The organism is Candidatus Desulforudis audaxviator MP104C (genome assembly GCF_000018425.1).
GTDB lineage: Bacteria > Bacillota > Desulfotomaculia > Desulfotomaculales > Desulforudaceae > Desulforudis > Desulforudis audaxviator.
The window spans coordinates 1,289,284-1,301,921 of the sequence record NC_010424.1 but is presented as its reverse complement, the minus strand read 5'-3'; the positions used below and the strand labels follow the sequence as shown (position 1 = coordinate 1,301,921).

The window sequence follows — 12,638 nt, the reverse complement described above, 5'->3', positions numbered from 1 at the left end:
ATGGTTTTGGCGTTGAAGGTTTTCCGGTTTTGGTTGAAAGCCTTTCTGACCCGGGTCCTAGTGTTGCCGCTCCTGCCGGTGTTGGGCTGGGGTCCTGCTACCCACCCCCTGCTTAACAAATGGGCTCTTGAGCGCGCCCGGGAGGAACGGGACCGGGGCAACGGCAGGGTTAACCCGGAGATTTTGGCCCGGCTCTCGTCCCATCGGGAGACCTACTTCTTCGCCGGCAACAGCGCCGACGTGATTTCGCTGTACCATCTCGGATCCGGCGGCACGTCCATCTACGATTATGCCCACAATTACCACCCCGATCACGCCCGGGGTATTCCCGTTTTTGGTTACACGTTAATCGACGAATGGCTGGAGGCGGCCCGGGGGAACCGGGAGATTACCTACCCGGAGCGGGATTTCGTGGTTGCCTGCGGCTGGCTTTCCCACCAGTTGGCGGACTGGTACGCCCACTACATTCCGGTCGACCGGCAGGGGGGGCCGGTCTTAGACCCCGCTACCGAGCCGGACGGGAGCGAGATTTTCTCGGGGTACTCCAACGCCCACCAGGTTCTGGGCGCTTGGTTCTTCCCGGAAATCCTGGCCTTATATCGGTTGGTCGACCACGCGTTGATTGAATTCGCCCACGACATCCTGCTGTTGGACAGCGCGGAACACTTGAGGCGGCACAACCGGGTGGAGCTTTTCCACACCTATCCCGGAAAAGGGCGGCGACATAACCTCCTTACGGCCGCCTCGGAGCGTTTTCACGGAGTGACGGCCAGAATTCCTCCGGAAGATGTGGAAGTGCTGAAGAGGGACTTTAACACTCTGATCCGGGGTCAGTGTGTGTTTGTCGAGTTGCTTCTGCACCGGTATCCCTGGCTTGTGGAGACACTGCGCAAGAGTATTGGTCCGGCGGCGGCCCAGAAGCCGGATTACCTGGAATTATGCGTGGCGAAAATCGTCAACGGGCTGTTCTGCAAGAGCTTTGCGGAAATCAAGGAACTGGCGCGCCGTGCGGAATGCCGGCCGGGGACGTTAACGCCACCCTTAGAGATTCGAGAGTTTGGGCGGTCCGGAACGGCCTTCTTTGATGTCTTCCGCCGGGTGGGGGAGTATCTGACCCCCGAATTGATTAGACGGCTGACCACGTGTGATGGCGCCGCCAACCTGCGCCTGCTGTGGGGGCTCATCGACGTACGCGCCTGTCTTGTTAAGGAGCTGGCGCATTATGGGGCTGCCAGATGGTTCTGGGGGCTGGCGGAAAGTCTTTATCCGGATCCGGCGCTTTGGGGTTTTCTAGAGGAGTTGATCGGGGGCGAGGCAGGCGATCTGGAGGCCCCAAGAGAGCGCTTCCGCCGGCTGTTGCAGCCGGTCGTGGATTTCGCGGGTCCCGCCGGACTGGATGAAAAAGATCGGCTGAGGTGGATGCTGGAACGGGGGGAACTGTGGGTGAAAATCGTGCCGGGGGTCGCTCTGGACCGCCCGTCTCCCGAAAAAGGGATCAACCCGGTCACCGTACGGTTTTGGATCAACAACTATCCGGTTGAGGAATTGACCCGCTTTTTTGAACTGGACTCCCACTGGGACGGTCTGAAGCTTATGTTGCGGTGCCTGGTGCGTGAGCCCCTTTGCTCCGGACGGCATTACCTTCAGGTTAACGCCGTGGATAACGGCGGCACCGAGGCGCGCGGCCTGCGGCGCGAGATCGGGATCGGCACCCGTTGAGCCGGTAGAGGAATTCAGCAGGAGAACCAGAATAAACTCTTAAGGGTAGTCGGGAGCAAGTATCTCCGAGAGGTGGTCCCCGGTTTGGTGCGTAGAATTGGGGTGCTGATGGGCGGTCTATCCGCGGAGCGGGAAGTCTCGCTGAGAAGCGGCCGGGCGGTCTGCGCCGCCCTGGAGTCCAGGGGATACGAGGTGGTGCCGATCGACGTGAACCGGGACGTAGCTCGGACGGTGCGGGAGACCGGGATCGAGCTGGCCTTCATCGCCCTGCACGGTCCGCTGGGCGAAGACGGGGCCGTCCAGGGGCTCCTGGAGGTACTGGGCATCCCCTACACCGGCTCGGGGGTCCTGGCCAGCGCCCTGGCCATGGACAAAATCGCCACCAAGAAAATTCTGGCCCACGCCGGACTGCCGGTTCCGGAATACCGGGAACTGGAGGCGGGCGATGCGGACAGCGCCCGGGCTGTGGTCGCCGAACTGGGGCTGCCCGTGGTGGTGAAGGCGCCCACGCAGGGTTCCTCGATCGGGGTGTACATCGTCGAGCGGGAGGAGGACCTCGAGGCACGCATTACGGATGCCGTCGCCTACGGGGGAACCCGGGTCCTGGTTGAGAAGTTTATCGCGGGCCCGGAACTCACGGCGGCGGTACTCGGCAACCGTGAACCGCGGGTGCTGCCCCTGATTGAAATTGTTTCGGCGACGGGAAAATACGATTACGAGTCCAAGTACACGCCGGGCCTGAGCGACCACCTGATCCCGCCGCGCGTGCCCCGGGAGGTCCAGGAGCGGGTGTCGGATCTGGCCTTGCGGGCTTACCGGGCCCTGGGTTGCCGGGGTTTTGCCCGGGTGGACCTGATCGTTTCGGGCAATGAAGCGTTCATTCTGGAGATCAATACCATTCCAGGCCTGACCGACGTGAGCCTGTTCCCCGACGCCGCGCGGGCGGCCGGGATGTCTTTTCCCGACCTGGTTGAGCACCTGGTGCGGTTGGCCCAGGAAAGATAATTCAGAACAGGAGGAGAGCGATATCGACAGATTAAAGCTCGCTCAGGCCATTGACCATACCCTGCTGAGGGCCGACGGCACCCAGGACGAGGTGCGCAACCTCTGCCGCGAAGCGCGGGAGTTCGGTTTCGGTGCGGTGTGCGTGAATCCGTGTTTTGTATCCCTGGCCGCCCGGGAACTAGACGGAACCGGGGTCAAGGTCTGCACCGTGATCGGGTTTCCCCTCGGCGCGAACGCTGTCGAAACCAAGGTGACTGAAGCCCGCCTGGCGGCCACCGACGGCGCCCACGAGATCGACATCGTATTGAACATTGGGGCCCTGAAGGAGGGTGACTCCAAATACCTGATGTCCGAAGCCGACAAGGTCATCGAGGGTGCCCGGGACGTGAACCGGGATATCCTGGTCAAACTCATCGCGGAAACCGGGTTTCTGACCGCGGACGAGAAGCTGCTGGCCTGTTGGGTGGCCACCGGGTCGGGTGCGGACTACATCAAGAACGCCACCGGCTACGGGCCCACGGGAGCCCAACCGGATGAAATCAGGTTTCTGAGAAAAGCCGTCGGTTCCCATTTCGGCGTTAAGGCCGCCGGGGGAATCCGGGACCTGAAAACGGCGCTGGCCCTTCTGGAGGCCGGGGCCGACCGCCTGGGGACAAGTTCCGGTATACGGATAATACGGGAGTGGCCGGCCGAATAACCTCTGTCGAAATTAAAAGCTTCCCCCCAATTTTTTGTAGTAATAAATATGTCAATCCTGGAAGGATAAGGAACCGCAAGCGGCGAAAGGTATGTGCAAAACGGGGGGAGGGCTTTGCAGAAAATGCGTTGGGTATTGATAAGGAACCCGTGGACACGGGCCAAGAACGGCATCCGGCGCTTGAATGTCTGGCACCGGTCCAGCCGGATGGCACGGCGCCTGGGCGCGGAGCGGACGGCGGTACGCTTGCTGGAACGGGCGCTCGAGGCCCAGCCGGACCGTGGGGACCTGCACCTGGATGCCGCCCGCTACTGTCTGAAGATGGGACAGTTGGAGAAGGCGGCCTGGCACTGCCGGCGGGCGAACCTGCTGATTGACGAGAACTTCATCCAGTGGCTGGAGCGGGTCTGCCGGGAGGACGACGGGGCCGTCATCGGGGACCGTTTTGCGGCCCTAGGGGCGCTGGGGAATTGGTATTTTCAGACCGGTGACTTCGAAAAGGCAATTGAGTATTACTCCCGGGCGCTCAGCGGGGGACGGATAGACGCCACGGTGCTGAACAATAAGGGTCTGTGCCTGCTCCACCTGGACCGGGACCAGGAGGCGCTGTCTCTTTTTCAACAAGCGCTGGCCCAAAGGACGACGCCGGAGATACTGGTGAACACCGGGCTGGCTCTAAACCGCCTGAGACGCTATCCGGAAGCCCTGAGCTGCTACGAAAAGGCCCAGCGGAAGAACCATTCCTCTCTGGAACTTCTGATCAACAAGGGATATGCCCTGTTCCACCTGAAGCGGTACGACGAGGCCGTTGTCTGCTTCGAGATGGCTCAAGCCGTGACCCCTCAGGATACCGTCGTTTTGAATAACCTGGCGGCCTGCTACCTGAAACTGGGTCGGTTTGAAGCGGCCGCCGCCTGCTACCGCACCGCGCTCGAAAGCGCACCGCACGATGCGGCCCTGCACAACAACTACGGCCTCTGCCTGGAGCGGCAGCGGCAGTATGCCGAGGCGCTGAACCATTATGAGCGCGCTCTCGAACTAGACGACAAGGAACGGGAGACCTTTCTGGCGAACAAAGCGCAGTGTCTGGTCCGGCTCGGACGCCACGAAGAGGCGAACGCCATCTGCGACCGGTTGTTGCAGGAAGCTCCCGAGAACCGTCTGTACTGGGGCCTGAAGGCCGATGTGCTCGTTGCTGCGGGCGCCGAAGACCAGGCGATTGATTTCTATAACCGGGCCCTGGGTCTCACCGGTTAACCGTCCCTCCCATAATGCCCATATAAGCCGATAACGCCCTCTGGGGTGTTTTATTGCTCTTTTCCCCTGGAAGGAGTTTCCGTGAAGGGGAGCGAACCTAAAATAACGACTTGCGCCGTTTGCTATACTAGTCTTCACAGGAGGAATGCGGATGTTTGAACTGCGCGTCCGTTCGTCCTTTGCCGCGGCCCACCGACTGCACGAGTATCCGGACCAGTGCCGGCGGCTGCACGGTCACAACTGGGAAGTGGAAGCCGTGGTGGTTGGCCCGGAATTGAACGCTGCCGGGATGCTGGTGGATTTTGCGTTACTAAAAAATGAACTGCGGCAGGTGGTGGGGGCACTGGACCATTGCTACCTCAATGAGCTGGCGGCGTTCGGGCCTGAGAAAAACCCGACGGCCGAGAACATCGCCCGCCACATATTCACCGAGTTGAAGGCGCGTCTGGCCGGTATCGGTCCGGCGGGGGTCCTAACCGCTGTGACGGTTTGGGAGTCGCCCGCAGCGGCTGCCACCTACCGGGAGGGATGAGTAGATGAAGGGAATAGTGTTGCTTTCCGGAGGACTGGACTCTGCCGTGTGCCTGGCCTTTGGCGTGCGCAGCCTGGAAGTCGCACTCTGCCTGACGGCGGACTACGGTCAACTGGCGGCCGGGCGTGAGATCGCGGCCGCGGCGGCCCTGTCCGCACACTACGGGATCAGGCACCAGGTGGTGGAACTCCCTTTTCTCCGGGAAATCGACTGCTCGGCGCTTACGGGCCGTTTGGGACTTCCCGAACCCGAGGAGATGGAGCTGGACGATCCCGTACGGTCTGCCGAAACGGCCCGGCAGGTCTGGGTTCCCAACCGGAACGGCCTTCTGGTGAACGTGGCGGCATGCTACGCCGAGGCCCTGGGGTGTGAACGGATCATCGCCGGGTTCAACCGTGAGGAGGCACAGCACTTTCCGGACAACTCGCCGCAGTTTCTGGACGCCGTCAACCACTCCCTGGCTTACTCTACGCTGTCGGGAATCCGGGTGATCAGTTACACCCAGCAGCTCGACAAGGCGGAGATCGTTGCTCTGGGACAACGGCTGGGGCTGCCCTGGTCCCTGGTCTGGAGCTGCTACCGCGGCGGGGACGAAGCCTGCGGCGTGTGTGAAAGTTGCCGCCGCTTGGAACGGGCGAAAAGGAGCGCGGGCGGGGTGAGGGTTTAAATGAAGATTTTGGTGCACAAGCATCAGATGGAGTACGATGGGAGCCAGTTGGCATCTCTCTGGGCGCTGCGTCATTTCAACCTTCAAGGGGACAGCATCGTCACTTTCCGCGGTCCCTGCCGGGTGGAGCTCGACGCTCTGGTGGACATCCGGGACCGGCTTGACCACGCGCCGATTTACAGTCCGGACATGCTCCACTTCATCGTGGAGCATTTCGACCTGGATCTGGAGAAAACGGTCTACCGCCAGCGGCTCCTGATGGCGATCATAAAAGACCTGGTGGGCGAAGTAGCCGCAATATCGCTGCGCCGGCTGGGCGACGACCTTTATTTCGGGAACCGGAAGCTTTCGGTTTCCATCGCTACCCTGACTCCGGTGAGCACCATGATTCACGCCGGGATCAACGTGACCACCGCCGGGGTGCCGGTACCCGCCGTAGGGTTGGCCGAACTCGGACTGGACGAGGATTCGATCTGGTCGTTCGCCCAGCGGGTCAGCTGCGGTTACGCCGAGGAGATAAGGAGTTCCGCCCAGGCGCGGTGTAAGGTGCGTGGTGTTCCATGACCATAACGGCTCCAGTAACGGAGGTTTTCACCTCGGTTCAGGGAGAAGGCCCTTACCTGGGCTGCCGGCACATGTTTGTACGCTTTGCGGGCTGCAACCTGCAGTGCGCCTACTGCGACACCCCGGCCCCGGCGGGGCGCCGGTGCCGGGTGGAGAACACCCCGGGCCGGCGGGTCTTTACCTGGTATCCGAACCCGGTTACGGTGCAAATGCTTCTGGACTGGACCAGCCGGGCGGTTGCTCCCCATTTCCACGCCCTGGCGCTGACCGGGGGGGAGCCGCTGCTGCACGCCGACTTCCTGGAGTCCTTCCTGGTGGGATTCCGCGAGTACGGGGGAAGGTGCTACCTGGAGACGAATGGCACTCTGCCGGAAGCCATGAAACGGTTGGCCCGGCTGGTGGACATTGTGGCCATGGACGTGAAACTGCCGAGCATGACCGGCTTTCCTTTCCCGGAAGCGGAACACCGGCGGTTCCTGGAGGCAATCGGTCCCGCGCACGCTTTCGTGAAGGTGGTGGTGGGCTCCGAAACCACGGACGCGGAGTTGGACGCAGTCTGTGCACTGCTGTCGGCGGGTGCCGGGCGGACCATGCTGGTGCTGCAGCCGGTGACCCCCGTCTCCGGCGTACGCCCGGCCCCGCCGGAGCGCCTATTGGAGATGCAGGAACGGTGTCTGGCCCGGCTTCCGGACGTACGGGTCATCCCCCAGGTGCACCGCACCCTAGGAGTCCTTTGAGTATGACGTTTAAGGAGGCGCACCAGTGGACCTGGAGAAAATTGAGCAGGCCGTGACCATGATTATCGAGAGCATCGGAGAAGACCCGAACCGGGAGGGGCTCCGGGACACCCCGCGCCGGGTGGCCCGGATGTATGCCGAGGTGTTTTCCGGGCTGGAAACCGACCCGGAGGAGGTACTGGAGCAGTTTTTCACCGAGAACCACGAGGAATTGATCCTGGTAAAGGATATCCCACTGTTCTCGGTGTGTGAACACCACCTCCTTCCGGTGGTGGGGAAGGCCCACGTGGCTTATATTCCCCGCCGGGGCCTGATTACGGGCCTGTCGAAACTGGCCCGGGTGGTGGATGGCTACGCCCGCCGGCCGCAACTGCAGGAGCGTTTGACCGCCCAGATCGCCGATGCTATAATGAAAAGGCTTGAGCCCCACGGGGTCCTGGTCATGATCGAGGCCGAACATATGTGCATGACCATGCGCGGCGTGAACAAACCCGGCGCCCAGACGGTGACGTCCGCGGTGCGGGGTATTTTTGAGCGCAACGCCAAGACCCGGACGGAGGCGCTGGCCCTGATCAAAGGACGTTAGAGCGGAGGAGGGCGCGGCCGTGAAGGAAGACGGGTCCGCGGGCAAACTGGAGCTGATCAGTGCCCGGGCTTTCGAGCCGTATGACCAGATGTACCGCGTGGTGGACTTTCTGAATAAATCATTGAAGGACCGAGAGCTGGTTTTCGGCCTTTCGAGGGACGAGGACGGAAAGATGGTCATCGCGATTTATAAGACGTAAGCGGGAGAGTGAGTATGCGGATACTGCTGACCAACGACGACGGAATTTTCGCGCCCGGGCTGGAGGCACTGCGCAACGCGCTGTCCGACTTGGCCGAGACTATTTACATCATTGCTCCGGACCGCGAGCGGAGCGCCACCGGCCACTCCATTACCGTGCACCGGCCAATCCGGGTGCGGGAGGCCTGTCACGCGGACGGGAACTGCTGCGGCTGGATCGTCGACGGCACCCCGGCCGACTGCGTCAAACTGGCCCTGGAATCGCTCCTGCCTGAAACCCCTGACCTGGTGATTTCTGGCATCAACCTCGGACCGAACCTGGGTACGGACGTACTCTATTCCGGCACCGTTTCCGCCGCTATGGAGGGACTGATCAACGGCGTGCCGTCCCTGGCGATTTCCCTGGCCAGCCACCGGGAAGCGGAGTTTGAAGAGGCCGCCGCCTTCGCCCGCCGCCTTTTGCCGCTGGTGTTCGAGTACCGGGAGATATTCACGGCGAACACCCTGCTGAACATTAACGTACCCCCCGGAAAGCCGGTCGGCGTCAGGCTGACCCGTCTGGGGAATCTGCGTTACGCCGACGCCGTGGACCGGCGGGTCGACCCCCGGGGCCGATACTACTACTGGATGGCCGGGAAACCGTTCAGCCCCGACGGGCACGATCCCGACACCGACATCGGGGCCGTCAAGGACCGGCACATCTCTATCACCCCGGTGAAGATCGATCTCACCGACTACGAGGCCCTGGACGCCTTGAAAAAGTGGCCGGTTGACTGGAAAGGCAGTTAGTTGGGGTTTCACCTGCCACGCCCGCGTCCCAGAAGGTCGCGCACAAGGCTGTCCAGGCGCGTCCGCTCCTCGCGCGCCAGCGCACCGGTTGAAACCACCACCCCCAGGTACGCCGCCAGCCCGCCCAGGCCGGCCTGCAAAGTGCCGGAGACACTGTCCGGCGCCGGGTTGACCCATTGGATCACCGCGACCATGGCAAGAGCGCCGAGCGAGGTTTTCCCCAAGCTGTTCAGGTAATCCAGACGGTAACCGGTTAACCGGCGGATGTCCCGGAGGTTTAAGAGCGCCATAACCATGAGGTGGGCGACCAAGGCCAGGGCGACGCCGTTCATCGCCAGGCCCGGCACCGCCGTCAAGTAGTAGACACCCGCGATTTTGAGCAGCGAGGCGATCAGCAGGTTGACCAGGGGTTGCACCGCCTTGCCTAATCCCTGCAGGATACCCGTGGTGGTCTGGATGATGTACAGAAACGGTCCCCCGAGAGCCAGAACCTGGAGGATCGCCCCCGCGTCAGGATAGCCGAAGAGCAAGCCACAAATGTGTCTGGAAAGGGTCAGAAAGATCACGGCGCTGGGGATGCCGATCAGCAGGGTGAGACGGAGGGCCGAACCGACCCGGTTGAGCAGCAGGGCGGTGTCCCCCCGGGCGTGGGCGCTGGAGATGGCGGGCAGAAGGGCGGTGGCCAGGGAGATCGTGAAGATTCCGGGCGTGAACAGCAGGGTCTGGGCCATCCCGGCCAGTTTGCCGTAACTGGCGGTGGCCTCGGCGGTGGACAGGCCGGCCGCGGCGAGGCGCTTGGGAATCATCACCGCGTCGACCGACAAAAGGGCGGTGGACAACACCCGGGAAACGGTAACCGGCCCGGCCAGACTGAAGATGCGGCGGGAGATGACCCCCAGGGATTCGGTGAACGCCGGCACCCCGGCTCCGCCGCCCACCGCCGGCCTCCGGGTGAAGAAGATCAGCAGCATGAGCAAAAAACCGGACAACTCTCCCAGGACCACCCCGGCGGAGGCCCCGGCCGTGGCCCAGGCGATGCCCCGGGGCATCAGCAGGTACGCCAGCACCAGACCGCAGACCACGCGCACCGACTGCTCCACCGCCTGGGTCACCGCCGTAGGTGTCATCTGTTGCAATCCCTGGAAGAAACCCCGGAAAGCTGAACACACCGAAACGACCAGTATCCCGGGGGTGAGCACCTTGAAGGCCAGGTGGACATCAGGATTGTCGAACACCATTATCAACAGCGGCGTGCCGTAGTGCAACAGGGCAACCGTCAACACCAGCGCGGAACCGAAGACGAAGCCCAGGGAGATCCGGAAGATCCGGTAGGCGTTCGCGAGGTTGCCGCGGGCGGACTCCTCGGCCACCACCTTGGCGATGGCCACCGGTATCCCCGCGCTGGCTACCACCAGAAACAGGACGTACACCGGATAGATCATGCTGAAAAGCCCGATGCCTTCAGCCTTCAGCAGGCGGACCATCAGGACCTGGTAGACGAATCCGAGTATGCGGTTGAAAAGGCTGGAAGCGGTAAGGACCAGCGTCCCCTGGGCCACCGACTGCTTTTCAGGCATGGCTTTTTGCGCCCCTTAGTTTTGCCGGTTAATGTTTATGTGGGGCGGGCCGAGCCTATGTGGCGGCCCGGAAAAGTTGGACGCGTAACAAGGAATTTACCGGTTGACGGTAGAAGTACGTACTGTTTTGCGATCTTTGAGAGTGAGAATAGAAGTATTTCTTCCAGGAAATCATAATATTGACAAGAGGGGGCTGTTGTGTGAAGAACTACGAGGCAGGACGGATTCGGAACGTGGGCTTGATTGCCCACGGAGGGGCGGGAAAGACCTCCCTGGTAGAGGCGATGCTTTTTAACACCGGCGTCACCACCCGCATCGGGCGCGTGGAGGACGGCACAACGGTAGGGGATTATCACCCGGAGGAGATCAAGCGCGGGATGACCATCCACACCAGCATCATCCCCGTGGAATTGGACGGAATCAAGCTGAACATACTGGACACCCCCGGATTTTTGGATTTTATCGGCGATGTGAAGGCCGCGCTACGGGTGGTCGACGGGGCGCTGGTCGTCGTCAGCGCTGTAGACGGCGTTGAGGTCATGACCGAGATCACCTGGGATATCGCTGCCGAACGAGGTCTTCCCCGCATGGTCTTTATCAACAAACTGGATCGGGAAAACGCCAACTTTTTCAAGGTGTTAGACGAGCTGAAGGAGAAATTCGAGGCCGGTTTCGTGCCGTTTCAGATTCCGATCGGCAGTGCGGAAACGTTCGAGGGCGTGGTCGACGTGGTGGGCGGCAAGGCCTTTAAATACACAAACGGAAAACGTGAGGAGATACCGGTGCCTGAGAATCTGCAACCCGTGGCGGAGGAATACCGGGAGCAGTTGATCGAGGCCGCCGCCGAGGCGAACGACGATTACCTCACCAAGTACCTGGAGGGTGAAGCCCTCACCCCCGAAGAAGTGAACCTGGGACTGGCCGAAGCGTTCCGGGCTGGCAAACTCGTGCCGGTTTTCACCGGGTCGGCGGTCAAGAACATCGGGGTGGACCTGATCACGGCCGCGGCGGCCCGGTACTTCGGGCCTCCCGCAGTGGAAGCCGGGAAACAGCTGGCCGCACTGGTGTTCAAGACTCTAACCGACCCCTACGTCGGGCGGATGAACTTCGTCCGGGTTTATTCGGGAGACCTGAAGAGCGACAGCACCGTCTACAACGCAAACAAGGGGAAGACCGAAAAGATCGGGCAGGTGTTATACGTACGGGGCAAGAACCAGCAGGGCGCGGAGGCGGCGCCGGCCGGAGACATCTGCGTGCTGGTGAAGCTCCAGGAAACGGGCACGGGCGATACCCTGACCACCAAGGACAACCCGGTGATCCTGGATGGGATCGACTTCCCGGCACCGACGCTGTCCCTGGCCATCAGCCCGAAGAGCAAGGGCGACGAGGACAAGCTATCCACGGCGCTGGCCCGGATTGTCGAGGAGGAACCGACCGTTCAGATCAAGAAGAGCACCGAAACGAAGCAGACCGTCATCACCGGAATGGGCGAGGCCCAACTGGACATCATCGTTGACCGGTTCAAACGGAAGTACGGGCTGGACGTGGTGCTCGAACCGCTGCGGATCCCTTACCGGGAGACCATCCGCACCGAAACCAAAGTTGAAGGGAAATACAAGAAACAGACGGGCGGCCGCGGGCAGTACGGGCACGTTTGGATCCGCCTGGAGCCCCTGACCGACGGCAGCGACTTCGTTTTCGACGAAGAGGTGTTCGGCGGTTCGGTGCCCGCCGGGTTTTTCCCGGCGGTGGAGAAGGGCATCCGGGAAGCCATGCAGGAGGGCGTGGTGGCCGGTTACCCGACCACCGGCATCAAGGCGGTGCTGTATGACGGTTCGTACCACCCGGTGGACTCCTCGGAAATGGCTTTCAAGATCGCGGCCTCGATGGCCTTTAAGAAGGGCGTGCTGCAGGCCCAGCCGGTGCTCCTGGAACCGATTATGGAGGTGGAGGTGACGGCACCGGAGGGGTTTATGGGTGACATTATCAGTGACCTGAACGGGAAGCGCGGTCGTATCCTGGGGATGGAGCCGGAAGGGAAGCGGACCAGGATCCGGGCCCACGTTCCGTTGGGCGAATTGGCACGGTACGCCATCGACCTGAAGGCCATGACCCAGGGCCGGGCGTCTTTCACTATGCAGTTCAGTTCCTATGAGGAAATGCCCGCCCACCTGGCGGAAAAGGTGATCAAGCAGGCCCAGGAAGCCGCCGAAAACAAGTAAGCCCGAATAAGTAATACGGCGCGAAACACGAAGCAGGAGGGTTCCAAGGCCCTCCTGCTTTTCTGATTCACCAACGGCGAGTGCGTTC

General features: G+C 61.9%; 13 protein-coding genes. 12 read left to right on the top strand and 1 reads right to left on the bottom strand.

The window, feature by feature from the left end:
* Positions 1-6 precede the first annotated feature (6 nt).
* From DAUD_RS06265 to surE, 11 genes are all read left to right on the top strand, one after another.
* Positions 7-1,719, top strand: a complete 1,713-nt coding sequence (locus DAUD_RS06265; RefSeq protein ID WP_049752577.1) for a hypothetical protein — start codon at positions 7-9, stop codon at positions 1,717-1,719.
* An 87-nt stretch (positions 1,720-1,806) separates the two neighbouring features.
* Positions 1,807-2,724, top strand: coding sequence for a D-alanine--D-alanine ligase (locus DAUD_RS06260; protein WP_456298447.1), 918 nt, complete (start codon positions 1,807-1,809; stop codon positions 2,722-2,724).
* The gene (gene deoC / locus DAUD_RS06255; RefSeq protein ID WP_012302336.1) at positions 2,690-3,421 is read left to right on the top strand and encodes a deoxyribose-phosphate aldolase; all 732 of its coding nucleotides are present in this window, start codon (positions 2,690-2,692) and stop codon (positions 3,419-3,421) included. The genes DAUD_RS06260 and deoC overlap by 35 nt, the downstream gene beginning before the upstream one ends.
* Positions 3,422-3,544: 123 nt before the next feature.
* Positions 3,545-4,678 (top strand): tetratricopeptide repeat protein, encoded by a 1,134-nt coding sequence (locus DAUD_RS06250; protein ID WP_012302335.1) that lies wholly within the window; start codon positions 3,545-3,547, stop codon positions 4,676-4,678.
* A 151-nt stretch (positions 4,679-4,829) separates the two neighbouring features.
* Entirely contained in the window at positions 4,830-5,210 is a 381-nt protein-coding gene (gene queD / locus DAUD_RS06245) for a 6-carboxytetrahydropterin synthase QueD (protein WP_012302334.1), read from the top strand.
* A 4-nt stretch (positions 5,211-5,214) separates the two neighbouring features.
* Positions 5,215-5,877, top strand: a complete 663-nt coding sequence (gene queC / locus DAUD_RS06240; protein ID WP_012302333.1) for a 7-cyano-7-deazaguanine synthase QueC — start codon at positions 5,215-5,217, stop codon at positions 5,875-5,877.
* Entirely contained in the window at positions 5,878-6,441 is a 564-nt protein-coding gene (locus DAUD_RS06235) for a DUF366 family protein (protein WP_012302332.1), read from the top strand. It abuts the gene before it with no gap.
* Positions 6,438-7,178: a 7-carboxy-7-deazaguanine synthase QueE gene (locus tag DAUD_RS06230; protein WP_012302331.1), complete on the top strand. Its 741-nt coding sequence runs from the start codon at positions 6,438-6,440 to the stop codon at positions 7,176-7,178. The genes DAUD_RS06235 and DAUD_RS06230 overlap by 4 nt, the downstream gene beginning before the upstream one ends.
* 25 nt (positions 7,179-7,203) lie before the next feature.
* Positions 7,204-7,764, top strand: coding sequence for a GTP cyclohydrolase I FolE (gene folE, locus DAUD_RS06225; protein ID WP_012302330.1), 561 nt, complete (start codon positions 7,204-7,206; stop codon positions 7,762-7,764).
* 19 nt (positions 7,765-7,783) lie between these two features.
* On the top strand, positions 7,784-7,963 hold the full coding sequence (locus DAUD_RS06220) for a YpmA family protein (protein WP_012302329.1): 180 nt from the start codon (positions 7,784-7,786) through the stop codon (positions 7,961-7,963).
* Between the two features lie 14 nt (positions 7,964-7,977).
* Positions 7,978-8,751 carry a 5'/3'-nucleotidase SurE gene (gene surE / locus DAUD_RS06215; RefSeq protein WP_012302328.1) on the top strand — a complete coding sequence of 258 codons (774 nt, stop codon included), beginning with the start codon at positions 7,978-7,980 and terminating at the stop codon, positions 8,749-8,751.
* Between the two features lie 8 nt (positions 8,752-8,759).
* On the opposite strand, the gene spoVB is transcribed toward surE, so the two are convergent.
* A complete protein-coding gene (gene spoVB, locus DAUD_RS06210) occupies positions 8,760-10,328 on the bottom strand; it encodes a stage V sporulation protein B (RefSeq protein ID WP_012302327.1) in 1,569 nt (522 codons plus the stop codon).
* 200 nt (positions 10,329-10,528) lie between these two features.
* On the opposite strand from spoVB, the gene fusA reads away from it, so the two are divergent.
* Positions 10,529-12,550 (top strand): elongation factor G, encoded by a 2,022-nt coding sequence (fusA, locus tag DAUD_RS06205; protein WP_012302326.1) that lies wholly within the window; start codon positions 10,529-10,531, stop codon positions 12,548-12,550.
* Positions 12,551-12,638 lie beyond the last annotated feature (88 nt).